Origin of the sequence: Microbacterium sp. Yaish 1 (assembly GCF_002245215.1) — a bacterium.
Taxonomy (GTDB): Bacteria; Actinomycetota; Actinomycetes; order Actinomycetales; family Microbacteriaceae; genus Microbacterium.
Map to the genome: position 1 here is coordinate 1,432,399 of NZ_NPMR01000002.1, position 24,983 is coordinate 1,457,381.

20 protein-coding genes are annotated in these 24,983 nt (G+C 70.6%); 6 read left to right on the forward strand and 14 right to left on the reverse strand.

Features of this window, described 5'->3' with window-relative positions; all coding sequences use genetic code 11:
- Positions 1–67 precede the first annotated feature (67 nt).
- From CI089_RS15915 to CI089_RS15935, 5 genes are read left to right on the forward strand one after another with little or no spacing between them, the layout of a single operon-like run.
- Entirely contained in the window at positions 68–1,333 is a 1,266-nt protein-coding gene (locus CI089_RS15915; RefSeq protein ID WP_094262385.1) for an ABC transporter substrate-binding protein, read from the forward strand.
- 22 nt (positions 1,334–1,355) lie between these two features.
- Entirely contained in the window at positions 1,356–2,303 is a 948-nt protein-coding gene (locus CI089_RS15920; protein WP_218823046.1) for a carbohydrate ABC transporter permease, read from the forward strand.
- Positions 2,297–3,190 carry a carbohydrate ABC transporter permease gene (locus CI089_RS15925; RefSeq protein ID WP_094262386.1) on the forward strand — a complete coding sequence of 298 codons (894 nt, stop codon included), beginning with the start codon at positions 2,297–2,299 and terminating at the stop codon, positions 3,188–3,190. Before CI089_RS15920 ends, CI089_RS15925 begins: the two co-directional genes overlap by 7 nt.
- On the forward strand, positions 3,190–6,252 hold the full coding sequence (locus tag CI089_RS15930) for an alpha-mannosidase (protein WP_094262387.1): 3,063 nt from the start codon (positions 3,190–3,192) through the stop codon (positions 6,250–6,252). Before CI089_RS15925 ends, CI089_RS15930 begins: the two co-directional genes overlap by 1 nt.
- Entirely contained in the window at positions 6,249–7,961 is a 1,713-nt protein-coding gene (locus CI089_RS15935; protein ID WP_094262388.1) for a hypothetical protein, read from the forward strand. Before CI089_RS15930 ends, CI089_RS15935 begins: the two co-directional genes overlap by 4 nt.
- 42 nt (positions 7,962–8,003) lie before the next feature.
- On the opposite strand, the gene iolG is transcribed toward CI089_RS15935, so the two are convergent.
- Genes iolG through iolC form a run of 7 tightly spaced genes read right to left on the reverse strand, consistent with a single transcriptional unit; the run spans position 8,004 to position 16,205 of the window.
- Positions 8,004–9,014 carry an inositol 2-dehydrogenase gene (gene iolG / locus CI089_RS15940; protein WP_094262389.1) on the reverse strand — a complete coding sequence of 337 codons (1,011 nt, stop codon included), beginning with the start codon at positions 9,012–9,014 and terminating at the stop codon, positions 8,004–8,006.
- 22 nt (positions 9,015–9,036) lie between these two features.
- Positions 9,037–9,954: a sugar phosphate isomerase/epimerase family protein gene (locus tag CI089_RS15945; RefSeq protein ID WP_094262390.1), complete on the reverse strand. Its 918-nt coding sequence runs from the start codon at positions 9,952–9,954 to the stop codon at positions 9,037–9,039.
- On the reverse strand, positions 9,951–11,876 hold the full coding sequence (gene iolD / locus CI089_RS15950; protein WP_094262391.1) for a 3D-(3,5/4)-trihydroxycyclohexane-1,2-dione acylhydrolase (decyclizing): 1,926 nt from the start codon (positions 11,874–11,876) through the stop codon (positions 9,951–9,953). Before iolD ends, CI089_RS15945 begins: the two co-directional genes overlap by 4 nt.
- Positions 11,876–12,784 carry a 5-deoxy-glucuronate isomerase gene (gene iolB / locus CI089_RS15955; protein ID WP_094262392.1) on the reverse strand — a complete coding sequence of 303 codons (909 nt, stop codon included), beginning with the start codon at positions 12,782–12,784 and terminating at the stop codon, positions 11,876–11,878. Before iolB ends, iolD begins: the two co-directional genes overlap by 1 nt.
- Complete coding sequence (locus CI089_RS15960; protein WP_094262393.1) at positions 12,784–14,334, reverse strand: CoA-acylating methylmalonate-semialdehyde dehydrogenase; 1,551 nt, start codon at positions 14,332–14,334, stop codon at positions 12,784–12,786. The genes iolB and CI089_RS15960 overlap by 1 nt, the downstream gene beginning before the upstream one ends.
- Before the next feature lie 27 nt (positions 14,335–14,361).
- Positions 14,362–15,240, reverse strand: a complete 879-nt coding sequence (locus CI089_RS15965; protein WP_094262394.1) for a class I fructose-bisphosphate aldolase — start codon at positions 15,238–15,240, stop codon at positions 14,362–14,364.
- On the reverse strand, positions 15,237–16,205 hold the full coding sequence (gene iolC, locus CI089_RS15970; RefSeq protein WP_094262395.1) for a 5-dehydro-2-deoxygluconokinase: 969 nt from the start codon (positions 16,203–16,205) through the stop codon (positions 15,237–15,239). Before iolC ends, CI089_RS15965 begins: the two co-directional genes overlap by 4 nt.
- Positions 16,206–16,357: 152 nt before the next feature.
- Between iolC and CI089_RS15975 the strand changes: the two genes are divergently transcribed.
- Positions 16,358–17,119 (forward strand): GntR family transcriptional regulator, encoded by a 762-nt coding sequence (locus CI089_RS15975; protein WP_094262396.1) that lies wholly within the window; start codon positions 16,358–16,360, stop codon positions 17,117–17,119.
- Positions 17,120–17,144: 25 nt separating this feature from the next.
- On the opposite strand, the gene CI089_RS15980 is transcribed toward CI089_RS15975, so the two are convergent.
- From CI089_RS15980 to CI089_RS16010, 7 genes are all read right to left on the reverse strand, one after another.
- A complete protein-coding gene (locus CI089_RS15980; RefSeq protein WP_094262397.1) occupies positions 17,145–17,813 on the reverse strand; it encodes a hypothetical protein in 669 nt (222 codons plus the stop codon).
- A gap of 2 nt (positions 17,814–17,815) precedes the next feature.
- Entirely contained in the window at positions 17,816–18,742 is a 927-nt protein-coding gene (locus tag CI089_RS15985; RefSeq protein ID WP_023952478.1) for a carbohydrate ABC transporter permease, read from the reverse strand.
- The gene (locus CI089_RS15990; RefSeq protein WP_094262398.1) at positions 18,739–19,731 is read right to left on the reverse strand and encodes a carbohydrate ABC transporter permease; all 993 of its coding nucleotides are present in this window, start codon (positions 19,729–19,731) and stop codon (positions 18,739–18,741) included. Before CI089_RS15990 ends, CI089_RS15985 begins: the two co-directional genes overlap by 4 nt.
- Before the next feature lie 70 nt (positions 19,732–19,801).
- Entirely contained in the window at positions 19,802–21,100 is a 1,299-nt protein-coding gene (locus CI089_RS15995; RefSeq protein ID WP_094262549.1) for an ABC transporter substrate-binding protein, read from the reverse strand.
- 184 nt (positions 21,101–21,284) lie between these two features.
- On the reverse strand, positions 21,285–22,238 hold the full coding sequence (locus CI089_RS16000; protein WP_094262399.1) for a hypothetical protein: 954 nt from the start codon (positions 22,236–22,238) through the stop codon (positions 21,285–21,287).
- Positions 22,239–22,351: 113 nt separating this feature from the next.
- Positions 22,352–24,118, reverse strand: coding sequence for an ABC transporter ATP-binding protein (locus CI089_RS16005; RefSeq protein WP_094262400.1), 1,767 nt, complete (start codon positions 24,116–24,118; stop codon positions 22,352–22,354).
- A gap of 49 nt (positions 24,119–24,167) precedes the next feature.
- Positions 24,168–24,911 carry a hypothetical protein gene (locus tag CI089_RS16010; protein WP_094262401.1) on the reverse strand — a complete coding sequence of 248 codons (744 nt, stop codon included), beginning with the start codon at positions 24,909–24,911 and terminating at the stop codon, positions 24,168–24,170.
- Positions 24,912–24,983: the final 72 nt, after the last annotated feature.

The window sequence follows — 24,983 nt, forward strand, 5'->3', positions numbered from 1 at the left end:
CAATTGCACCACGGCCTGACGCGACACGATCGAGCGCTCACCGCAGAGCGCGTGTGAAGGAGAAGCAGTGAAGAGTTCCCGCACCATTCGCACCACCGTCCTCGTCGGAGCAACGATCGGCGCCCTCGCGCTCGCCGGCTGCTCGTCCCAGGGCGGCGGGGAAGGCGATCAGGTCGTCCTCCAGTTCGTGCAGTCGGGCGACGCCGCACAGGGCGGCGGCTATGCGATGCTGGCCGAGAAGTACGAGGAGGAGACCGGCGTCAAGGTCAACGTCGTCGAGGTCCCCAACGACGACCTGCGCACGCGACTGCGCACGGCCTCGCAGGCCAACGACCTCCCGGCCCTCGCCGCGGCACCGGACGCCGACCCCGCCTGGACCGCCCGCATGCTCGATCTCACCGACATCGCCGAGGAGGCCAAGGTCATCCCGGCCCTGCGCGTCGAGGACCCGAGCGACGGCAAGGTCAAGGCCCTCCCGACGACGCTGACCGGCGTCGGCATGTTCATCAACAAGTCGCTGTGGGACGCCGCCGGCGTGGAGTACCCGACCTCCCTCGACCAGCAGTGGACGTGGGACGAGTACGTCCAGCGCGCTGGCGAGGTCGTGGAGAAGACCGACGCCGAGTTCGGCGCCGTCATGGACAGCTCGGCCCACCGCCTGCGCGCCTTCCTGTTCGAGTTCGGCAGCCAGGGCGTCACCGAGCAGAGCGACGGCACCTGGGCCCTCGACGCCGAGGGCGAGAAGGCCCTCGAGTACTTCAAGAAGCTCAACGACGACGGGTTCATGCCCAAGGCCGTCTGGGCTGCGGGCGACGACCCCAGCGCGACCTTCAAGAGCGGTCGCGTCGCGGGTTACATGTCGGGTGTCTGGCAGATCGCCGACTTCCAGGCCAACATCACCGACTTCGAGTGGCTGTCGGTGCCGCTTCCCCAGCAGCCGGTCCGCTCGACGAACTACGGGGCCGCCTCGTGGATCGTCGCCTACGACGGCACCGGCGTCGAGCAGGAGACGCTCGACTTCGTGAAGTGGATGTACCAGCCCGAGAACTACCGCGCGTACTGCGAGGTCTCCGGCTGCCTGCCGGCCCTCGAGGGCCTCGAGGTGAGCTACCAGGACGACGCGTACGCGTTCGACCTTTACAACGGCGAGATCGCCGAGTCGCCCGAGATCGCGGCACGTCAGACCGTCGACGGGCTGAAGAACAGCTACACCGGACTCGCGATCGACAGCGAGCCGCTGAAGGACGAGACGATCAAGTACCTCAGCGGCGAGCAGACGCTCGAGCAGACCGTGGCGAACATCAACTCCATCTCGACCGAACAGATGAACTGACCTCCCCAGGGGAGCCCATCGCATGACTGCAACCATCACGCCGGACGCCTCCGCCCCCACGGCGGGGGCGCCCGGCGCGCCCCGTCCCCGCAAGCGCGTCTTCGGGCGCTACCGGCTCGCGCCGTTCGTCTTCACGGTGGGGACCGCGGCGCTGTTCGCGCTGTTTTTCCTGTGGCCGGGCGTGCTCGGGCTCTCGTACTCGCTGACGGACTTCCGCGGCTGGGGCGACGCCGAGTTCGTCGGCCTCGCGAACTACGTCGAGCTGATGACCGATCCGGGCTTCTACGGCGCGCTGGCCCGGACCTTCGTCTTCACCCTCTTCGCGGTTCCGCTCAGCTACGCGCTCTCGCTCGCGATGGCCGTCGCCATCAATGCGGTGTGGGCACGCGGCAAGACGGCCGCCCGCATCATCTTCTTCCTGCCCTGGCTCGTCTCCCCCATCGTCACCGGTGTCATCTGGCGCTGGATGTTCGGCGAGAGCTTCGGCTTCGTGAACTTCATCATCCGCACCCTCGGCGGTGAAGGCGTGCCGTGGTCGTCGAACGCCGACCTGTCGCTGCTCGTCGTGATCGTGGCGTCCTCCTGGGGCGGCGCGGCGTTCAACATGCTCCTGTTCGTCGCCGCGCTCAACAATGTGCCGAAGTCTTACTACGAGGCGGCGGAGCTCGACGGCGCGAACGGGTGGCAGCGGTTCCGAAACATCACGCTGCCGTCGATCGCGCCGACCTCGGTGCTCGTGATCCTCCTGTCGACCCTCGGGCACATGAAGGAGTTCGCGCTCATCCAGTCCCTCAACGGCGGCGGCCCGGGAACCCAGAACCGCCTGATCGTGCAGTACATCTACGAGACCGGCTTCAAGCAATCCGAGATCGGCTACGCCAGCGCGGCATCCATGGTCCTCCTGGTGATCCTCATGATCATCGCGGTGATCCAGCTGCGCATCAGCCGGAGGAGCAACAACGCATGGTGACCACCTACGCCATCACCGTCCCCGACGACAAGCGGACCAAGCGCTACGAGCGCCGTCGCCGCACGCAGGGCCGCATCCGCAAGTCGATCGTCCCCACGACGATGCTCTGGGTCCTCGCCGTCCTCATGCTGTTCCCGCTCCTGTGGTTCCTGCTGTCGTCGTTCAAGCCCGGCAGCGAGCTGTTCAGCTACCCGCTGTCGTTCTTCCCGCGGGAGTGGACCCTCGACGGCTACGCCGCGGCGCTCGAGCGCATCGACTTCGCGCGCTACTTCCTCAACACCGCGATCGTGGCGACGGTGACCACCGTCCTGACCGTCGCGCTCTGCGCGATGACCGGCTACGCCCTGGCGAAGTACAAGAACCCGTGGCTGAGCGTGCTCGGGCTCTGCATCCTGTCGATGACGATGCTGCCCGGCGAGGTCATCCTCAACCCGCTGTTCATCGTCATCCGCGACCTCGGGCTCTACAACTCCCTCGCGGGTGTGATCATCCCCTCGATCATCACGCCCACCGGCGTGTTCATGTTCCGGCAGTTCTTCATCACGATCCCCGACGAGCTCATGCAGGCGGCGCGCATCGACGGTGCGAGCGAGTTCGGCATCTTCTTCCGCATCATGATGCCGCTGGCCCGCCCGATCGCGTTGACCCTCGCGATCATGTCGTTCCAGTGGCGCTGGAACGACTACATCTTCCCGCTCATCATCCTCGGCAACCCGGAACAGTTCACGCTGCAGATCGCCCTGCGCGCCCTCGTCGGCGCGGAGAACATCGAGTGGACGATCCTGCTGTCGGCGTCCGTGCTCTCGATGCTCCCCCTGATCGCGCTGTACCTCGTGTTCCAGCCGTACATCACGTCGTCGAACATCAATGCGGGGCTGAAGGACTGATGCCCGCGCGGGACGACCTGATCCTCGAACGCGTCGACCGGTTCGTCGGCGACCACCTCGCACGCGGGGTGGTCGCCGATCGGCGCGCCGTGACGGTGTCGGCGTGGCAGGTGCCCGATGAGGGCGACCTCCCGGGCGAGCCGGTGCCAATCGCGCGGATGCAGCGGGATGCCGCTTTCGTGCCGGTCGAGCCCGGCTCGCGCTGGGGCCGGGCGTGGGGCACGACGTGGTTCCTCGTCGAGGGGCGGGTGCCCGCCGAATGGGCCGGACGCGACGGCCGGATCGAGCTCTCGCTCGACCTCGGGTTCACGCAGGCCAAGCCAGGTTTCCAGTGCGAGGGGCTGGTGCGCACGACCGCGGGGGCGGTCGTCAAGGGTCTCGAGCCGCGCAACCATCACGTCCCCGTCGGCGCCGGTCCGGGGGAGGAGTTCTCGTTCACCGTCGAGGCTGCCGCCAACCCCGACCTCTCCGGCGGCGACGACTTCCGCAGCCCGCTGGCGTTCGCCCCGACGCCCCTCGGCGACAGTGCCACCGCCGGGGCCGCCCCGCTCTACCGCCTCGGCGCGATGGAGGTGCGGCTCGTCGACGAGACGGTCGAACGCCTGCGTCGCGAGATCATCGTGCTGGTCGGCCTCGCACGCGAGCTCACGGCGACCGATCCGCGCCGTGCCCGGATCCTCGACGGCCTCGAGCGGGCGCTCTATGCGGTCGACCCGGACGATCCGGCCGCCGGGGCGAGCGCGGCCCGCGGCATCCTCGCACCGCTGCTGGCGTCACCGGCCGCGGCATCCGCCCACCGCATCACGGCGACGGGACACGCGCACATCGACTCGGCCTGGCTGTGGCCGACGCGCGAGACGGTTCGGAAGGTCACCCGGACCTTCGCCAACGTGCTCGACCTCATGTCCGCCGACCCCGATGCGGTGTTCGTGAGCTCCTCGGCGCAGCACTTCGACTGGGTGCGGCGCAGCGACCCCGAGCTGTTCGCCCGCGTCGCCGAGCGGGTGGTCGAGGGCCGGTTCATCCCGGTCGGCAACATGTGGGTCGAGTCCGACGTCAACATGCCCTCCGGCGAATCGCTCGCGCGCCAGCTGCTCTACGGCACGAGGTTCTTCGAGGAGCACTTCGGGGCCAGGAGCGACGTCGGCTGGCTGCCCGACTCGTTCGGCTTTCCCGCGTCGCTCCCCCAACTGCTGCGCAGTGCCGGGCTGCGATGGTTCTTCACGCAGAAGATGTGCTGGAACGACGGCGACACGATGCCCCACCACTCCTTCGTGTGGGAGGGCCTCGACGGTTCGCGGATCTTCACGCACTTCCCCCCGAACAACACCTACAGCGGCGACATGCGTCCGACCGAGCTCGCCCGCAGCGTGCGCAACTTCGCCGATCACGCCGCGAGCACGCGATCGCTCATGCCGTACGGGTACGGCGACGGCGGCGGCGGCCCGACCCGCGAGATGATGGCCGACGCGCGTCTCCAGGCCGATCTCGAAGGGTCGCCCACGGTCGCCTTCGGCACTCCGCGCGAGTTCTTCGTCGAGGCCGCCGACGAGCCGGCCGACCCGCCCGTCTGGTCGGGCGAGATGTACCTGCAGTTCCATCGCGGCATCTACACGTCGCAGATGCGGACCAAGCGCGGCAACCGGCGCAACGAGGCCCTCCTCGTCGAGGCGGAGCAGTGGAGCACCGCGGCTCACATCCGGCGCGGCATCCCCTACCCCGCCGACGAGCTCGACGAGCTCTGGCGGGAGGTGCTGCTGCTGCAGTTCCACGACATCCTGCCCGGCAGCGCGATCGCGTGGGTCCACCGCGAAGCCGAGCGTTCGCACGCCGAGACGACCGCGCGTCTGGAGGCGATCATCGCGGCGGCGATCGCCGCGCTGGCGGGCTCGGGATCGACGCGGCTCGCGCTCAACCCCGCGTCGGCGCCCGTCGGAGCGATCGCTCCCGGGTCCGCCGGACCCGCGCCCGAGGCGACGCCGTTCTCGTCCGAACCGGTCGCGGACGGCTTCCGGCTGCGCTCCGACAGCATCGACGTCGTCGTCGGTCCCGACGGCACGCTGCGCAGCGTCCGTGCGCTGCCGGATGGTCGCGAGCTCATCCCGGTGGGACACCGGGGCGGGCTGCTCCAGCTGCACGTCGACGCTCCCGCCAAGTGGGACGCCTGGGAGCTCGACGCCTCGTACCGGCTCGCGACGACCGACGTCGACGGCGGCACGGCCCGGCTCACCGAGACCGGGGCCGTGCACGTCGTCCACCCCCTCGCCCACGGACAGGTGGAGCAGTGGATCGACCTCCACCCCGCCGGCGGCGCCGTGCGCATCCGCACCCGGGTCGACTGGCACGAACGGCACCGACTGCTCAAGCTGGCCTTCCCCGTCGCCGTGCACGCCCACGACGCCGCCTACGAGACGCAGTTCGGGCACGTGCGCCGCCCGCTGCACACCAACACCTCGTGGGATGCCGCGCGCTACGAGGTCTGCGCGCACCGGTGGGTGCACGTCGCCGAGCCCGGCACGGGAGCGGCGATCGTCAACGACGGCCTGTACGGGCACGACGCCACCCGGACGACCGATGATCACGGCACCGTGACGACCGTGCGGCAATCGCTGCTGCGTGCCCCCACCTTCCCCGATCCGGATGCCGACCAGGGCGCGCACGAGTTCGTCTCGGTGTTCGCGCCGGCCGAGACGACCACGGACGCCGCCCGCTGGGGCACGATCGTCGGCTCACCGCTGCGCGAGGTCGACGGTTCGGGCCCGGTCGCGCCGCTCGTCGCGAGCGACGGGCCCGACGTCGTCGTCTCCGCCGTCAAGCTCGCCGCAGACGGCAGCGGCGACCTCATCGTGCGCGTGTTCGAGCAGCGCGGCGCGCGGTGCTCGAACACGCTCCGCTTCGACGTGCCCCTCGCGTCGCTGGAGGTGTGCGACCTCGTCGAGACCGCCGGAGGCGGCCGGGCGGATGCCGCCACGCTGACGGACGCTCGAACGGTCGACCTGGACCTCCGCGCCTTCGAGGTCGTGACCCTGCGCGCCCGCCTGCTCACCCCGGAGACCGCATGACCCGAGACACCGACGTCTTTCCGACCGACACGTACCTGAGCGACGTCGTGGCCGCCGCCGACGCCGCGGCCGCCGCGCTCGTGGACGCCCCCGTCGATGTCACCGATGCGCCGCTCGGTCCGCACCGGGAGTCCATGCGACGCGCGAAGCTCCTGGTCGCCGTCTACCTCTCCCCGTCCTCGGGGTTCGCCGGAGACGCGGCAGCCGTGGCACTCGCGGAGCGGTACGCCTCGGTCCTCGCCGACTTGCAGTCGCCGACGGGGCTGTTCCTCGGTGGCGACAACGTCGAGTCGCCACCCGACAGCGGCTTCACCATCAACGACGTCGGCGACATCCTCGAGCTCATCCGCCGTTCGGGTGACGATCGGCTGAGCGCCCTCGGCACCACGCTGGGAGCTATCGCCGACCGCGCGGCGCCCGCGATGCTCGCCGGCGGTGTGCACACCCCGAACCACCGGTGGGAGCTCACGGCGGCGCTCGCCCGCCTGCACCGGCACCGGCCCGACGAACGGCTGGTCGAGCGCGCCCGGCGCTGGCTCGCCGAGGGCATCGACATCGCTCCCGACGGGCAGTACTCCGAGCGCAGCGCGAACTACGCCGTCCACGTCTCGAACCCGTCGCTGCTGGCCGTCGCCGACATCCTCGGCCTGCCCGAGCTGCGCGCCGTCGTCGAGCGGAACCTCGCGTCGACGCTCGGTCTCATCCAGCCCGATGGATCGGTCGAGACCGTGCACTCCCGCCGGCAGGACCAGCGCGAGACGCGGTTCCCGCTCGCCCCCTTCGCGACGCTCTACCGGCGGCTCGCGATCGAGACCGGTCGCGCCGATCTCGCGTGGGCGGCGCGGGTCGCAGCGTCCGAGCCGGTCATCGACCCCCAGACCGCATTGGCCGACGTGCTGCTGCACCCGGCCATCGCGGGGCCGCTCCCCGACGCTGCGGTCCCCGCGGCGCGGATGCGAAGCACGTGGCCGTCGTCCGGACTCGTCGTCGATCGCACGCCCGAGCGCGCGATCACGGTGTTCGGCGGTTCGGACTACGCCGCCGCAGGCCGCATCCGCTCGGGTCTCGCGACGAACCCGACGTTCCTGCGCCTGTTCGCAGGCGCGGCCGTGCTCGAGTCGGCGCGCCTGTCGCGCCACTTCTTCGGTCTCGGCCCGTTCCGCGCCGACTCCCTGACCGTCTCCGATGACGAGTTCGTCCTCGAGGAGCGGCTCTCCCCCGCCTACTTCGGCCCGCTCGCCGCCGATCTCCACCGCGCGGACGGCGACTACCGACTCGTGGACGAAGGGCGGTTCTCGGCGGCGATGTCGTTCGACGTCCGCCCCCGCGACGAGGTCGCCCTGCACACCCGCATCGCGGTGCGCCCCTCCGAGACCGGCGCCGACCTCGTGATCGATACCGAGGGGCCGCTGTGCACGTGGAGCCTGGAACTCGCCTTCCGGCCCGGCGGAGCCTTCGAGGGCCTCGACCTGGCACCCGACGGAACCGGCGTCCTGGGCGCGGGCACCGCGCGCTACCGCGTCGGTGACGAGGCGATCGAGTTCGGGATCGCGGCCGACGTCGACCGCGGGGTGCCCGGAGCCGCCGGCTACCTCCCGGGTGAGGACTACACGTACCTCGGCGGCACGGATGCCCTCGGCGGGCCGCGCGTCTACCTCACCGGCACGACGCCCGGCCGCGCCGAGGTGCGGCTGCGCCGCGTCCGCTGACGTGGTCTGCGGACCCGATCCGCGCAGGCGGGCTGCCGCGCGTCAGTCGAACGAGACGGCGACGGCGGCGCGCTCGGCGAGCGAACGCTGCGCGGCGTCGGCGAGCACGAGGGCGGCGCGACCGTCCTCGAACGTGGGGCTCGTCGACGCCTCGCCGCGGACGGCCTTGACGAACTCCGCGAGCTCGGCGGCGTACGACGCGGCGTAGCGTTCGAGGAAGAAGTCCTGGTACGGCGGGCGCGCCTCGACGCTCGTCGCCGTCGACGCGCTGACGAGACTCGTGCCGGCGTTCGCCACCTGCAGCGAACCGCGCGCGCCGAAGGCCTCCAGGCGCTGGTCGTAGCCGCTCGCGCTGTGTCGCGAGTTGATGATCGTGACGATCGCGCCGGATGCCGCGCGCAGCACCGTCACCGCGGTGTCGACATCGCCGTGCTCGCGGGCGCCGTCGTCGAACGTCGTCGTCGCCGTCGCCGAGACCTCGACGATGTCCGACACGAAGAAGCGCGCCATGTCGAAGTCGTGGATCGTCATGTCGCGGAAGATGCCGCCCGAGACCGCGATGTACGACGCGGGCGGCGCGGCGGGGTCACGGCTGATGATCGTGAGCTGTTCGAGCTCGCCCACCTCGCCGGCGCCGACCCGCGCGTGCACCTCCGCGAACGCCGGATCGAAGCGGCGGTTGAACCCGAGGGCCACCGGCACCCCGCTCGCGGCGACGCGCGGCCGGAGGGCGTCGACACGGGCCAGGTCGAGATCGATCGGCTTCTCGCACAGCACGGGGATGCCGCGGTCCAGGGCCGCCGCGATGAGGTCGACGTGCGTGGGAGTGGGAGACGCGATGATCACCGCGTCCACCTCGCCCGAGGCGAGCAGCTCGTCGGCGGACTCCGTCGCGCGGCCGCCGAAGCGCTCGGTGACGCCCGTAGCACCGGCGATGAACGGGTCGGCGACCCACGACAGCGTGGTGTCGGGCGACGCGGCGATGTTGACGGCGTGGACCTGGCCGATGCGGCCGGTGCCGATGAGTCCGAAGCGGATGGGGGAAGTGGTCACGGTTCTCTCTGTCTGTCGTAGGTCACAGCCAGGCGCGCAGGGCGTCGCGGTTGGTCTGCTGGTCGGCGGTGCGCTCGCGCAGGAAGGCGTCGATCGCGGTCTCGGGGCCGTTCAGGACGTCCTGCTCCACGACGATCCAGCCGTCGAAGTCGCGCTCGGCCATCGCCGCCATGACCGGGGAGACATCGAGATCGCCCTGTCCGAAAGCGACGAAGACGCCCGATGACCAGACCTCGCGCATCCCCCCGCCCGCGGCGACGACCGAGCGCAGCCGGCCGAGGTCGACGTCCTTCAGGTGCAGGTGGTTGATGCGGTCGCCCCAGCGGCGTACCGCATCGACCGGGTCGCCGCCGCCGAGGGCGAGGTGCCCCGTGTCGAGGGTCAGGTCGATGTCGACCCGCCCGAGGAAACGGTCGATCTCGTCCGGCGACTCGACGAACGTGCCGGCGTGGTGGTGGAAGGTCGGCTCGAGCCCCGCGGTCCGGACGAGCGCGACGGCCCGCTCCGCGTTGCGCGCGAGACGGTCCCACCCGGCGTCGTCGAGCCGGTCCACCTCGGCGCCGCGCCCGGGCGCCGCGCGGCGGGCGGCGGAGCCGTCGTCGGCGAGCGTCGGCAGCGGCGGCCGGCCGCCCACGGCGTCAGCCGCCGCGACGAAGCTGCGCAGGGCCGACTCGAGCTCGGGAAGGGCTGCGGCGAACGCCGCGTCGTCCGAGAACGGCAGCTGCACCCACCCGCCGGCGAGGCCCAGGCCGAACCGGCGGAGCCGTGCGGCGAGCGCCTCGCCTTCACCGAGGAATCCGGCCGGTCCGAGGTCGACGCCGTCGTACCCCGTCTCGACGAGGGCCTCGAGCATCTCATCGGCGCTGACCGTCTCGGCACCGTCGGGCGTCAGTTCGAACACCCCGAAGCTCACCGGGGCTCCGGCCACTGTCGCTTTCATGCGTCCTCCCGTCCGAGCAGCGGGCGCTGTGCTCCCCGCTGCCGCTCGTAGTCCTCCCGCGCCCGCGCCGTGGTGTCGAGCTCGGCGACCTCGGCGACAGGCACGTCCCACCAGCCCGTGCCGTCGGGGGCGTAGATGAGGGGGTCGGACTCGATGTGGATGACGGTCGCGGTGTCCGCGGCTTTCGCTCGCTTCACGGCGGCGGTCAGCTGCGCCGCCGCGTCCGGACCCGGCGCGATCTCGATGACGTCGACGCCGTAGCTGCGGGCGTTGGCGGCGAGGTCGACGGGCAGGGTCTGCCCGCCCTCGAAGTTGCGCGCCTCGTCGTCGAGCATGCGGTAGCGCGTACCGAAGCGCGCGGAGCCGACCGTCTCGGAGAGATGCCCGATCGAGGCGTAGCCGTGGTTCTGGACGATCACGACGATGATCTTGATGCGTTCGGCGACGGCGGTCGCGAGCTCGGAGTGCAGCATCAGGTACGACCCGTCGCCCACCATGGTGATGACGTCGCGATCGTCGCCCGCGGCGAGGAGCGCCCGCTTCACGCCGAGAGCGCCGGCGATCTCGTACCCCATCGTCGAGAAGGCGTACTCCACGTGGTACCCGAGCGGATCGCGGACGCGCCAGAGCTTGTGGAGGTCGCCGGGCAGGGATCCGGCGGCCTGCACCATGACGTCGGCCGGGTCGGTCGCGGCGTGGACCGCGCCGATCAGCTCGGGCTGACCCGGCCGGTCGAGGTGGGAGGCGACGAAGGCGGCATCCACCGCGGCATCCCACCGCGTCTTGTGCTCGGCGATGCGTGCGGCGTACTCCGCCGGCACCCGATGACCGGGCAGGTCTCGCAGGGCCGCGGCGAGCGTCTCGCGGGCGTCGGCGATGACGGGCAGGTCGGTGCCGTGCTTGTGCGCGTCGAACGAGGCGACGTTGACGTTGACGAAGCGCACCGACGGGTGCTGGAAGGCCGTGCGCGACGCCGTCGTGAAGTCGCTGTAGCGCGTGCCGATCCCGATGACGACATCCGCCTCGGCGGCCAGGGCGTTCGCCGCGGCCGCGCCGGTCGAGCCCACCGCCCCGACGTACTGGGGGTGGTCCCAGGGCATCGATCCCCCGCCGGCCTGCGTCGTGGCGACGGGGATGCCGGTGCGGGCGGCGAACTGGGCGAGCACCTCGTCGGCGCCGGAGTAGATCACGCCGCCGCCGGCCACGATCAGCGGGCGCTCCGCGCTCGCGATCGCCTCCAGAGCCCGCGCGAGCGGGCCCGCCTCGGGCACCGGGCGACGCACGTGCCACTCGCGGTCGGCCAGGAACTCCAGCGGTACGTCGATCGCCTCGGCCTGCACGTCTTCGGGGAGAGCGATCGTCACGGCGCCGGTCTCGACCGGGTCCGTCAGCACGCGCATCGCGGCCAGCGCGATCGAGAAGAGCTGCTCGGGGCGCTGGACCCGATCGAAGAAGCGCGAGAGCGGCCGGAAGGCGTCATTGACGGTGAGGCCGATGTCGCCGGGCTGCTCGAGCTGCTGGAGCACCGGGTCGGCGACGCGCGTCGCGAAGGTGTCGCTCGGAAGCAGGAGCGCCGGCAGCCGGTTGGTCGTGGCGAGCGCGGCTCCCGTCAGCATGTTGGTCGCCCCCGGGCCGACGGATGCCGCGGCGGCGAAGGTCGCGCGCCGCCGCCGCATCCGGGCGTAGCCGACCGCCTGATGGACCATCGCCTGCTCGTTCCGCGCCTGGTGGTACGGCATCAGGTCGGGCGCGGTCGCATTCAGCTGCGCGAGAGCCTGCCCGATCCCGGCCACGTTGCCGTGGCCGAAGATGCCGAGCACGCCCGGGATCGTGCGCTCGCGGATGTCGCCGTCGACGGTCCACTGGTGCGCGAGGAACTCCACCAGCGCCTGGCTGACCGTCATCCGTCTCGTGCGGGTCATCACTTCTCCTCGTCGGCGTCGCCGTAGGGCAGGCGCGGATCGATCTGCTGGGTGCGCCAGGTCTCGCGCACCCAGGCGTGGGCGGGGTCGTCGCTGATGAGCCACGCGCGCTCGGGGTCGGGTCCCGCCATCACGTTCAGGTAGTAGAGGTCGTAGCCGGGGGCTGCCACGGCTGGGCCGTGATAACCGTAGGGCACGAGGGCGATGTCGCCCGAGCGCACCTGCTCGTCGATCGAGATCTCCCCGGCGGGCGAAGACGTCGTGGAGAACAGCCCGAACGCCGCGTCGGGGTCGACGGACGGCCCGGCGCCGGCGATGGGCGCGCTCTCGAAGTAGTAGATCTCCTCGAGGCGGCTCTCGTGTCCGGGGACGTGCTCGTCGTGCTTGTGCGCGGGATACGACGACCAGTTGCCCGCGGGAGTGACGACCTCGCAGACGATGAGACGAGCCGCATCGAGCGAGCTCGGGGTGCCGAAGTTGTGCACCTGACGGCTCGCGGCTCCCGCGCCGCGCAGCTCGACCGCGACCTCCTCGGCGCTGATGTGCCGGCTCGGGTGCCGCTCGTCGGTGGGTGACGAGGCGACGGCGACCCGGCCGGCACCGGTGATCCGAAGCGTCGACCCCGCGGAGACGTACAGGACGTCCGTCGGTCCGGCGAACACCGACGGGCGGCCGCGGAGGACCGTCGTCTGCGACTCTGCGCCCTCGCCGTGGTCGACGACGAAGCTCCCCTGCAGGGGCACGACGATCCGTTCCGCCCCGGTCTCCTCGAGCACGAGCTCGTCGCCGTCGGCGAGCGCGGCGACGTGCAGCCCGGTGTGCGCCCATCCCGGCAGACGGTCGTCGACGACGCTCTCCCAGCCGCCCTGCGCGAGCGCGCCGCGTCGGTGGAACCAGGTGGCGCTCATCAGGAGTTCTGCGGGAAGCCGAGGTTGATCCCGCCGTGCTCCGAGGCACCGCGCGTCGCCGGGTCGAGCCACCGGCTCGTCACCGCCTTCTCGCGCGTGAAGAACTCGAAGCCGTGCACGCCGTACGCCTTCGCGTCGCCGAAGAGCGACTGCTTCCAGCCGCCGAACGAGTGATACGCCACGGGCACCGGGATCGGTACGTTGATGCCGATCATCCCGACCTCGACCTCGTTCTGGAACCGGCGTGCGGCACCGCCGTCGTTCGTGAAGATCGCGGTCCCATTGCCGAACCGGCCGGAGTTGATGAGCGCGACGCCCTCGTCGAAGGTCGCGACGCGGACGACCGCGAGCACGGGACCGAAGATCTCCTCCTGGTAGGCGCGTGAGGAGGTCGGGATGCCGTCGATCAGCGTCGGTCCGAAGAAGAATCCGTCCTCATGCCCGGCCACCGAGAAGCGACGACCGTCGACGACGATGCGGGCACCGTCCGCTTCGGCGATGTCGACGTACTCCGCGACCTTGTCGCGATGCGCGCGCGAGATGAGCGGCCCCATGTCAGGCTCGGTCTCGGCCGAGCCGTCGCCGACCCGCAGCGCCGCGATGCGGTCGCCGATCTTCTCGATGAGCGCATCCGCGACCGGTTCGACGGCGAGCACGACGCTGATCGCCATGCACCGCTCCCCCGCCGCGCCGTACCCGGCGTTCACAGCCTGATCGGCCACGAGGTCGAGGTCGGCGTCGGGCAGCACCAGCATGTGGTTCTTCGCGCCGCCGAGCGCCTGCACCCGCTTGCCGTGACGAGATGCCGTCTCGTAGATGTACTGCGCGATCGGCGTCGAGCCGACGAACGAGATCGACGACACGTCGGGGCTCTCGAGGAGGCCGTCGACGGCGAGCTTGTCGCCCTGCAGCACCGTGAACGCGCCGTCGGGAAGCCCCGCCTCCTGCCAGAGTCGCGCGAGCCACAGCGCCGCGGACGGATCCTTCTCGCTCGGCTTGAGCACGACGGCGTTACCGGCCGCGAGGGCCACGGGGAAGAACCACATCGGGACCATCGCCGGGAAGTTGAAGGGCGAGACGATGCCGACGACCCCGAGGGGCTGCTTGATCGAGTAGACGTCGATGCCCGTCGACGCGTTCTCGCTGAACGCCCCCTTGATCAGGTGCGGGAACCCGGTCGCCAGCTCGACGACCTCCTGCCCGCGCAGGATCTCGCCCATCGCATCCGAGACCACCTTGCCGTGCTCGGCGGTGATGATGCGCGCGAGCTCCGGCTTGCGGGCGTTCAGCAGCTCGCGGAACGCGAACAGCACACTCTGTCGACGGGCCACGGAATACCGTGACCAGACCTCGAAGCCGCGGCGAGCCGACGCGATGGCCCGCTCGATCGTCTGCTCGTCGGCGAGCGCCACCTCGGCGCTGACCTGGCCGGTCGCCGGGTTGAACACCGGCGCGGTGCGGGTGCCGTCGGGTGCGTATTCGCCTCCGTCGATCCAGTGCGGGATGACGGGCACGTCGCCGGTCGGGTCGGCGGTCGCGGAAGCAGCCATGAGGGGAATCCTCTCGGAGTCGGGGCGTCAGGGGTGGACGAGTCGCGCGGCGATGTCGATCGCCGCCTCGACATCGTCGTCATGCGGGTACAGGAGGGTGCGGCCGACGGTGAGCCCGCGGACGCCCGGCAGGGCGAGCGCGTCCTCCCACGAGCGGTAGGTCTCGTCGGGCGAGGTGCCGTTGTCGCCGCCGAGCAGGAGGGTCGGAAGGGTCGTCGCGGCCATCACCCGCTCCATCCCCTCGACCACCGGCAGCTTCATCCAGGTGTAGGCGCTGCTGGCGCCGAGCCCCGACGCGATCGCGACCGAATGGATGACGGCATCGGTGGAGAGATCGTTGACCACCGCCCCGTCCACGCGGCTGCTGAGGAAGGGCTCGAGCATGATCGGAAGCTTCGCGGCTGCGGCCTGCGTCACGGCCCGCGCCGTCGCCTCGAGCGTGTCCGCCGTGGCAGGGTCGGCGAGGTCGATGCGCATCAGCGTCTTGGCGAAGTCGATCCCGCTCGCGGTCATCGTCGGCACGTCGTAAGCGGTGAAGCGGTCGTCCATCTCGAAGCTCGCACCCCGCAGCCCGCCGCGGTTCATCGAGCCGACGACGATCTTGTCGTCGAGGAGGCCGAGCAGCGCGAGATCGTCGATGATGTCGGGGGTTCCGAGCACGCCGTCGACGCCCGGCCGCGCCAGCGCGATCGCCAGGCGTTCGAGGAGGTCGTCGCGGTCGGCCATCGCGAGCGGGTCGCCGCCCACCCCGAGGGCCCCGCGGGCGGGGTGGTCCGCGGCGATGATGAACAGCCGCCCGTCGCCCCGCGTGAGCGGCCGGCGTCGACGTTCCGCGAAAGCGTGGGCGATGCGCTCGGGCCGGGCTGCGCGCGCTTCGCGGACGGCTCCCACGTCGACGCGGCTCACCGGCCGGCCTCCGCGAGCACGGCCTCGACCTCGGCGGTGGCCGGCATGGCGGTGGAGCATTCCAGACGCGAGGCCACGATCGCTCCGGCGGCGTTCGCGAAGCGCAGCATCCGTTCCAGCTCCCATCCCTCGAGGAGGCCGTGGCACAGCGCCCCGCCGAACGCGTCGCCCGCACCGAGACCGTTGACGACCTCGACCGGGTGCGGAGGGACGATGACGCTCTCGTCGGCGGTGCGGGCGAGCACGCCCCGCGGGCCGAGCTTGACGATGGCGAGCGAGACGCCGCGGGCGAGCAGAGCATCCGCGGCGCGGTCGGGATCGGTCTCGCCGACCGCGACCTCGCACTCCTCGCGGTTGCCGACGACGACGTCGACGTGGCCGATGGCGTGCTGCGCGAACGCGGTCGCGTCGGCGCGGTCGTTCCAGAACATCGGCCGGAAATCCAGGTCGAGGACGGTGTGGGACCGGCGCTCGCGCGCATCCAGCGCCGCGATGTGGGCGCTGCGGCTCGGTTCACGGCTGAAGCCCGTCAGAGTGACCCAGAGGATGCGGGCGCGGCGGAGGGCTTCCGTATCCAGGTCGGACGTCTCGATGTTGAGGTCGGGCGCCGAGGGCTCGCGGTAGAAGTAGAGCGGGAAGTCGTCGGGCGGGAAGATCTCGCAGAACGTGATCGGCGTCTTCAGGACGGGATCGACCCCGACCGCGGAGGGGTCGACGCCGAGGCGATCGAGCTCGGCGAGCAGGTAGCGACCGAACGGGTCGTCGCCCACGCGCGACACCAGGCCGCTCGCAAGACCGTGCCGCGCCGCGGCGACCGTCACGTTCGCGGCGGACCCGCCGAGGAACTTGCCGAAGGTCGACACGTCCTCGAGCCCGACGCCGTGCTGCAGCGGATAGAGGTCGACTCCCAGTCGGCCGAGCGCGATGAGGTCGGCGCCCGGCTCGGTCTCAACGCTGTCGTGCACGAGGTACCGTTCTCTCCGTTGCGGCGGTCATGTCCTAACAATAGCTCAATAGCGAAGGTGGCGACAAGGGTGACTGCCGTCCCGGGCGAAAAAGATATATTGTCGGCACATTCGCGCTTCCGTATCCGGCGCGTCGAGGGGATGACACGACGATGACCACCGCCGACACCGTCTGGCCCGAGAGCATCGGCGCCGAACTCGATCGGACCGGTCCGGTTCCGCTGTACTTCCAGGTCTCGACCCGGCTCGAGCACGAGATCCGGGCCGGGAACATCGCACCCGGCGCGCGCCTTGAGAACGAGATCGCCATCGCCGAGCGACTGGGCCTCTCGCGCCCCACGATCCGCCGGGCCATCCAGGAGCTGGTCGACAAGGGTCTCCTCGTCCGCCGCCGCGGTGTCGGCACGCAGGTCGTGCAGGGCCAGGTGACGCGCCAGGTCGAGCTCACGAGCCTGTACGAGGATCTCGACAACGCCCAGCAGGGTCCGGCGACCCGCGTCCTCGAGCACGAGGTCCGACCCGCCGACCCGGCGAGCGCGACCGCGCTCGGAGTCGCGGAGGGCTCCGACATCCTCTACCTGCGTCGGCAGCGGCTCACGGGCACCACACCGATCGCGATCCTCGAGAACTACCTTCCCGCCGACCTCGCAGACCTCGATCGCGACGAGCTCGAGCAGCGTGGGCTCTATCAGCTCCTCCGCGCCCGCGGCATCGCGATCCGGATCGCGAAGCAGAAGATCGGCGCCCGCCGCGCGGAGGGCGACGAGCACGCGCTCCTCGGGATCGAGCGCGGCGGACCGGTGCTGACGATGGAGCGCATCGCCTTCGACAACACCGGCCGCGCGATCGAGTTCGGTCACCACTGCTACCGCCCCGACATGTACACCTTCGAGACGACCGTCGTCGCCCGCTGACGTCCCGCGGTCACGGCTCAGACGCTCAGGTGCGGCGGGCCCGGGCGGGGATCGCGACGACGGCCAGCGCAGCGCAGCCGATGCCGGCGACGAACAGGGGCGGCAGCGCCCAGGTGACCACGACGACGAAGGCCGCCGTGGCGAGGAGGTACAGCGTCCCGACGAGGTCGCCGCGGGCGGCATCCGGGATCGATCGGATCGCGCCCCGCCAGCCGAGTGCGGGGCTCCAGGCCCCGGCGGCGAGGAGCAGCGCGACGGCGAGCGCCGCGAGTCCCGCCCAGCCGACCGCCTCGACCACGGCACCGCCCGGGAGGAAGCCCGATCGGGCCAGGTCGATGTCGAGCAGCAGGATGAGCGCCGCGACGACGGTCACGAGCCCGACGACCGCGCCCGGCAACAGACCGGCACGCACGTCCGCCCAGAACAGGGCGAGCCTCGAGTCGTCGGCGGCGACATAGCGTCGCAGGTGCCGCACTCCGGCCGCGAGCGCGATCGGGAGCGTGACGACGGCGAGCGAGACGACGCCGATGAGGAGCCCGATCAGCAGGACCTCGCCGAGCAGGGCGAACGCCCCGGCAGCACCCGGATGCCGCAGCTGCGGGCGCTCGTCGAGAGTCGGACCGCTGCCGGAACGGTCGGCCCTCACCGCTGCGCGCTGTTCGCGCCGCGTGCGCGGACGCTCGTCGGTCGACATCGCTAGCCCTTCAGACCCTGCGTGGCCACGCCGTCGACCAGGAACTTCTGGAAGACGATGAAGAACAGCAGGATCGGCACCAGCGCGATGAACGACGCCGTCACCGTCGCCCCGTAGTCGCTTGACGAGGTCTGGTCGTTGTAGAGACGCAGCGCGATCGGCAGCGGGTAGTTCTCCGGGCTCGTGAGGTACAGCAGCGGCCCGAGGAAGTCGTTCCACGCCCAGATGAAGCTGAAGATCGCGCACGTGATGAGTGCGGGCTTGATGAGGGGCAGGATGATCGACCAGAAGATGCGCAGGTGTCCCGCGCCGTCGATCTTCGCGGCCTCGTCCATGTCGCGGGGCATCTGCCGGATGAACTGCACCAGGAGGAAGACGAAGAACGCCTCGGTCGCGAGGAACTTCGGCAGCAGCAGCGGCCAGTAGGTGTCCACCATCCCGAGATTGTTGAAGATGATGTACTGCGGAATGATCACGACGTGGAACGGCAGCAGCAGCGTACCGATCATGGCGGCGAACAGGATGCCGAGTCCCTTGAACTGCAGGCGGGCGAAGGCGTAGGCCGCGAGCGCCGACGACAGCACCGTTCCGATGACCGAGACGCCGGCGATCAGCAGCGAGTTGGCGAAGAACCGCCACATCGGGACGCCCGCGATGCCCTCGGCGACCTTGATGTAGTTGTCGATCGTCGGCGCGTTCGGCAGCAGGCCCATGTTCTGGCCGAACTCGCTGTTGGGCTTGAAGGTCGACAGCAGCAGCCAGACCAGCGGGTAGAGCACGACCGCGGTGATGACGATGAGGACGGCGAACCAGACGATCGTCTGCCAGGTCTTGCGCTTCACGCGGCGCCGGGCGGGCGGCATCGGCGTGGTCTGCTGCTCGGCGAAGATGGCCTCGCTCGTGAGCGGTGAGGTGGGTGACGTGGTCATCGGTTGTCTCCCGAGTAGTGCACCCACGACTTCTGGGTGCGGAAGAGGATGAGGGCGATGATGGCGACGACGACGAGGAGGACCCAGGCGATCGCGGCGGCGTACCCCATGCGACCATCGGCGAATCCGGTCTTGTAGAGGTAGACCGTGATGAAGTTCGTCATCCCGGCGGGACCGCCGGTGCCGTTGGAGATGATGTAGGCCGACCCGAAGACCTGGAAGGCTCCGATGAGGCCGAGCAGCAGGTTGAAGAAGATGACGGGCGAGAGCATCGGCACCGTCACGGCGCGGAAGCGGCGCAGGGCGTTGGCGCCGTCCATCTCGGCCGCCTCGTACAGCTCCTTCGGGATCTGCTTGAGGCCCGCGAGGAAGATGACCATGGTCGCGCCGAACTGCCAGACGGCCAGGAGGATCATCATCGGCAGGATGAGGCCGGGGTTGCCGATCCAGCCGCCGAGATCGATGCCGAAGACGTTCAGGCCGTTGTCGACGGGACCGTTCGTGGCGAACATGGCGCGCCACACGATCGCGACCGAGACCGAGGCGCCGATGAGCGACGGTGCGTAGAACGCCGAGCGGAAGAAGGCGGCGCCCTTGTCGCGGTAGTTCAGCAGCAGGGCGATCAGCAGCGCGGCGATGAGCGAGATCGGGGTGCCCACGAGCACGTAGATCAGGGTGATCTGCGCCGACTGCATGAAGCTCGGGTCGTTGGTGAAGAGCCGGATGTAGTTGTCGAGGCCGATCCACTGGGGCGGCGCGAAGATGTTGTAGCTCGTGAACGACAGGTACAGCGAGTACGCCATCGGCACGAGCGTGAGCCCGAAGAAGCCGACGAGCCACGGCAGGAGGAAGCCGTACCCCGCGACGGTCTCGCGAGCCGCGCGCTTGCGGGCGCCGGGGCGATCGAGGTGTTCGGGGCGCGGCTTCCGGACGAGGCCGCGTCGCGGCGACTCCTTGGTGACGATCACCCGTGTGGCGGTAGTGGTCACGATGCTCCTGAGGATGCGGGGAGGATGCAGGCCCGCGGGCCGGCGCTGCGCACCGGCCCGCGGGAACGGGTCATCCGTTGAGGGTGATGTCCATCTGCGAGAAGAAGCGGTCGACGGCGTCGTCGACGGTGATGGTGCCGAAGGCGAGCTCGGTGCCGAGCTTGCGGAACTCCTCCTCGATCGTGCCGTAGCCGACGATCGGCACGGGCGGGGCATCGCCGAGGCGGTCGGCGATCGACTCCTCGTACTCCTTGACCTGCTGGCTCAGCGGGTCGAGATCGGCCGCGTCGAGCGCGGTCTGCGAGGCCGGAAGCCCGCGGTTCGTGCCGAAGATCTCGCCCGACTGGGGCGAGTTCACGAGGAAGTTGACGAGCGTCGCCGCGGCGGCGGGGTGCTCGGTCTTCGCCGAGATCGTGTGGAGCATCGAGGGCTTGAGGTACAGGTCCTTCGCGCCCTCCTTCGTGACGGGCGGGGCGACGAGGCCGAGCTCGGTGTAGCCCTCGCCCAGGTTGCCGAGGTACCCGCCGCCGAAGTTGTCCCACGTCAGCTCGCTCGCCGTCAGCGCGGCGTCGAAGCCCGAGAGCGGCAGGGCCTCTTCGAGGCGCTGCTGCCCGATGACGGCACCGCTCTCGCGGAGCTCGGCGCCGTCCTCCCAGAACTGGGTCAGCCGTTCCTTGTCGAATCCGGGCTTGCCGTCCTCGTCGAACAGCTGCGAGCCCTCGGACCGGAGCTGCAGCTCGAAGTTCTGGATGCGGCCGGTGTAATCCGTGCCGCCCCAGTACGCACCGCCCGACGCGTCGGTGACGCTCGCGATCCACTCGGAGTAGTCGTCCCACGACCCGCCGGCGAAGTCGGCCACGCCCGCCTGCTCGAGCAGCTTCGGGTTGGTGAACATGCCCCACGCGTTCGTCGACGTCGCGATGCCGTAGGTCGTGTCGCCGACGACGCCGATGTCGAGGATGTTCTGCGGGAGCGCGTCGGTCTCGATGATGTCGCCGAGGTAGGGCTCGAGGTCGAGCAGCAGGTTGTTCTCGGAGTACTGGCGCAGGTACGAGTAGTCGAACTGCATGACATCCGGAAGCCCGCCGCCCGCGGCCTCGGTCTGACGCTTCTCCCAGAACTCCGGGAAGGTCAGGAAGGTCGCGTTGACCGTGATGTTCGGGTATTCCTCGTTGAACGCCTCGATGGCCTCGTTGTAGAGCTGCGCGCGAACGTCGTTGCCCCAGAACGCCAGGTTCAGGGTGACCTTCTCGTCGGGGTCGAAGGTCGCGTCGGCGGCCGGGGTGGCACCGCCGGCGCAGCCCGCCAGGGTGAGCGCTGCGCCCGTCGCGATGGCGACCGTCGCCAGTGCCCGCTTTCTGCTGAACATCATTGTCCTCTCTGCCGAACGTCGTCGTCTCGGTGCGCGCGAACGTCCATTGTCCGTGTGTGCAGGTGCGCGCCCGCCCGCAGTCGGGAAAGCGCTTGCCGGTAACGGTACTACGCGATGAAACGTTTCGCAAGGAACTCGGGCCGACCGATTCCCACCCGTGATCTCGCGACTGTTACCGGTCTCAGTGCATCGGTTCAGCCTCGCACACCAGGCGGTCGGCGTCGACACGCAGCCGCACCCGGTAGACGGCGCACCGCCGGGCTTCGACGTCGTCCGCGGCGGCCCCGTCACCACCGGCATCCGGAGTGGTGGCCGGCTGCGCGAAGAAGTAGTACCAGAGCGTGTCACCGTCGCGGACCGGGGCGCCGTGGTGCCCGAATCCCCGGCCGGGCACGGCGCCGGCACCGAGCACGACGTCATCGGGACCGCCCTGCCGGCCCCAGTGGACGGCGTCGTCCGAGACGAAGACGCCCATCCCCCGCCACTCGTCGACGATCATCCACCACCTCCCGTCGAGCTCGAAGGCGCTAGGGCCCTCGTGCGGACGCCCGCCGATCGCGACGCCTCCGTCGCGCCACGACTCGAGGTCGTCCGACACGGCGACGCGGGTGATCGAGTCGGAAGCCTCGTCCTTGTACCAGAGCCGCCACCTCGCGTCGGGGCCGCGGGCGACGCCGGCGTCGATGACGCGGTCGCTCGCGAGATCGAGTGGTCCGAGGCGGCGCCACGACGCGAGGTCGGACGAGCGGTACGCGACGATCGTGCGGGCATGACCCGGCCAGCGGTCGGGCACACCGTCGATCTCGGTCAGATACATCCGCCATCCGGTTCCGTCGAACACGACCTCGGGCGCCCAGTGGGTGCGGTAGACGTCGGCCGGAGGCGGCCCGGCGGTCAGTTCGAGCCCGCCGGCATCCGGTTCGAGCGTGCCCGCGTAGTGCCAATCGAGCCCGTCGCGCGATCGCGCGACGCCGATGCGCGAGCCGTGCACCCACGAGACGCCCGGCCCCGGGTCGGGATGCGTCGCCCGCCGCTGCGTGTAGAACATCCACCAGCCGCGGCCGCCCGGCTCGATGACGACGACCGGATCGGTCGCCCCGTCGTACACCGGGTCGCGGTAGATCTCCCTGAGCATGAGTTCTCCTGTCTTGTCCCCGTTTCCTCCCGTCGAGTCGCCAGGAAGTGCGGATGCGGGGGTGCCGACATCCGCACTTCCTGGCGAGTCGACGGGCGTTGGGGGGTGGGGGGTCAGGACTGGGTGGCGTGAAGGTGGGCGTAGCGGCCGGCGGCGGCCAGCAGATCGTCGTGCGAGCCCTGCTCGACGATGCGCCCGCGCTCGAGGACGACGATGCGATCGGCCTGACGGATCGTCGAGAGACGGTGAGCGACGACGAGGGTCGTGCGCCCGGTCATGAGTCGCGCGAGCGCTTCTTTCACGAGCTCCTCCGACTCGGGATCGAGCGCCGAGGTCGCCTCATCCAGCAGCAGGATGCGGGGGTCGCGGACGAGCGCCCGCGCGATCGCGAGCCGCTGACGCTGCCCGCCCGACAGGCGCGCTCCCCGCTCGCCGACCACGGTGTCCCAGCCCTCCGGCTGGTCGCTGACGAACTCCCACGCGTTCGCGGCCCGCAGCGCCCGCTCGATGCGCTCATCGGAGACGTCGGGCAGCCCGTAGGCGACGTTCTCGCGGATCGTGCCCTCGAAGAGCACCGACTCCTGCGGCACGACCGAGACGGAGCGGCGCACCGAGCGCAGGTCGAGCTCCTGCACGTCGGCCCCGTCGATCGTCAGCCGCCCGCTCGTCGCGCGAACGAACCCGAGCACGAGGTTGAGCAGCGTGGACTTTCCCGATCCCGACGAGCCCACGAACGCGTAGGTGCGGCCCGCGGGGATGTGCAGGTCGATCTCGTGCAGCGCGTCGTCGCTCGCCCCCGCGTAGCGGTGGCTGGCGCGCTCGAGGCGGATGTCGCCGACGACGCGATCCACGCGGCGCTTGCCCTCGTTCTGCTCGAGGTCGGGCTCCTGCAGCACCTCGGCGATGGAGCGCACCGATTCGAGTCCGCGCGCGCCGACCGGGATGAGCATGAGCAGCTGGGTGAGCCCCTGGGTGAGCAGCGTGAAATAGGTCGAGAGCAGCACGACCTCGCCGGGAGAGATCGGCAGGATGCCGGTGAGCGAGAACACCGCGGCGAGCACGAGGCATCCGACGCCGAGCAGCTGCATCGCCACCCACGAGATCGAGGCGACGTGGCCGTTCAGCATGTCGAGGTGCAGCCCCGCGCGCCTCACCCCCTCGGCGCCGCGCGAGACGCGGGTGACAGCCGTCTCCTCGAGGCCGTGCGCGCGGGTGACCGGGATGAGCGAGGCCATCTCCCCCACGCGCGCCGAGAACACCTCGACCTCGCGCCGGAAGACGGCGTTGCGCTCGCGCGAGCGGTTGCGCATGCCGTAGCGGATGCCGATCGCGATCGGCACCGCGAGCGCGTAGACCGGCAGGAACTGGGGCACCGCGATCGCGGTCATCGTGAGGGCGCCGATCATCACCATCGTCGCCGAGAGCAGCGGGTGCGTGACCTGCTGCAGCATGAGCTCGACATTCTCGACATCGCGCACGACCTTGGTCTGCACGATCGACGAGCTGACGCGGGAGTGATATCCGATCGACAGGCTCTGCAGCCGCGCGGCGAGCGCGTTGCGCAGGTCGGCGCCGGTGTCGCGCACGACGGTCATGAAGCTGCGCGTGTAGAGGATGTGGTTCGGGTAGTTCTGCAGCAGCAGGGCGGCGGCAAGCAGGAACCATCCGATGACCGCCGAGACCTCACCCCCGCTCGCGACGATGTCGATGATGGCCGCCGTGATGACCGGCAGGAACCACATCGGGATCTCTTTCAGCGCGAAGGCGCCGATCGCGATGCTCATGCGTCCGGGGCGCCGCGCGAGCAGCCGCAGGACGGATCGAGCCGGACGAGCGCCGTCGATCAGATCCGCGGGACGGGAAAGCGGTTTCCGAGCCACGGGTCCATGCTAGACGCAGGTCGCGCGGCCGCAAACCCCGCAGCGCGGATCAGCCGGCCCCCTGCGCGATGCGGTCGACGAAGAGCTGCGTCGCCTGCGGCACGTAGTCCGCGCTCGTCTCGGGATCCCATCCCACGAGGGCGAGCACATTCTGCCCCGTGCGCACCGTCGCGCCGACGAGGGCGAACGGCGACCCGCCGACGTCTCCGGTCACGCGCCACCCCTGCACGTCATCTGCTCCGGTCACGGCGAGATCGAACGGTTCGACCGTGGTCGTGACCGGCGCCCCCTGCATCGCGAACAGCTCCTGCCCGTCCGCGCAGCGCGCGATCGCGTCCTCCGCCTGGGCCACGAGCCCCTCGGCGGTCGCATCGTCGGGCGCCGAGGCCACGACAGCCGTCATCGACCGGTCATTGCTCGTGCCCCACTCGACGGCGTCGCCGGCCGATTCCCACCCGGCACCGAAGGGAGCGAGGCACGCGGCATCCGACACCGTCAGCCCGGGATAGATCGACTCGAGCATCGCGGCGATCGTGTCGTACTGGGCGGGGCGGAACTGGATGCGGCTGAACAGGTCGGCGAGCTGGCCACGATCGAGCGCGCCGGATGCCGCGGCCGGCGTCGATGCCGACGGGGACGGCGACGCGGCGGAGGCCTCGGGCGCGGCGCTCGGGGCCGCTTCACTCTGATCACCCGCCGGGGTGCAGCCCGTCAGCGCTGCGAGACCGAGGGCCGCCGCCACCAGGCCTGCGCTCAGGCGAGTGCGCGAGATGCGGGATGCGGATGATGCCATGGCGGTTCTCCTCGGATCGGTGTGCCTCGACGCTAACGCGTACCGGCCGGCCCCGCCCTGGGCAGCGCTCCC

Excerpts from the sequence above, each read along its gene's own strand:
- CI089_RS15920 (WP_218823046.1), top strand. The coding sequence starts at position 1,356 with ATGACTGCAACCATCACGCCGGACGCCTCCGCCCCCACGGCGGGGGCG.
- CI089_RS15925 (WP_094262386.1), top strand. The coding sequence starts at position 2,297 with ATGGTGACCACCTACGCCATCACCGTCCCCGACGACAAGCGGACCAAG.
- CI089_RS15930 (WP_094262387.1), top strand. The coding sequence starts at position 3,190 with ATGCCCGCGCGGGACGACCTGATCCTCGAACGCGTCGACCGGTTCGTC.
- CI089_RS15935 (WP_094262388.1), top strand. The coding sequence starts at position 6,249 with ATGACCCGAGACACCGACGTCTTTCCGACCGACACGTACCTGAGCGAC.
- CI089_RS15945 (WP_094262390.1), bottom strand. The coding sequence starts at position 9,954 with ATGAAAGCGACAGTGGCCGGAGCCCCGGTGAGCTTCGGGGTGTTCGAA.
- iolD (WP_094262391.1), bottom strand. The coding sequence starts at position 11,876 with ATGACCCGCACGAGACGGATGACGGTCAGCCAGGCGCTGGTGGAGTTC.
- iolB (WP_094262392.1), bottom strand. The coding sequence starts at position 12,784 with ATGAGCGCCACCTGGTTCCACCGACGCGGCGCGCTCGCGCAGGGCGGC.
- CI089_RS15960 (WP_094262393.1), bottom strand. The coding sequence starts at position 14,334 with ATGGCTGCTTCCGCGACCGCCGACCCGACCGGCGACGTGCCCGTCATC.
- CI089_RS15975 (WP_094262396.1), top strand. The coding sequence starts at position 16,358 with ATGACCACCGCCGACACCGTCTGGCCCGAGAGCATCGGCGCCGAACTC.
- CI089_RS15980 (WP_094262397.1), bottom strand. The coding sequence starts at position 17,813 with ATGTCGACCGACGAGCGTCCGCGCACGCGGCGCGAACAGCGCGCAGCG.
- CI089_RS15985 (WP_023952478.1), bottom strand. The coding sequence starts at position 18,742 with ATGACCACGTCACCCACCTCACCGCTCACGAGCGAGGCCATCTTCGCC.
- CI089_RS15995 (WP_094262549.1), bottom strand. The coding sequence starts at position 21,100 with ATGTTCAGCAGAAAGCGGGCACTGGCGACGGTCGCCATCGCGACGGGC.
- CI089_RS16000 (WP_094262399.1), bottom strand. The coding sequence starts at position 22,238 with ATGCTCAGGGAGATCTACCGCGACCCGGTGTACGACGGGGCGACCGAT.
- CI089_RS16010 (WP_094262401.1), bottom strand. The coding sequence starts at position 24,911 with ATGGCATCATCCGCATCCCGCATCTCGCGCACTCGCCTGAGCGCAGGC.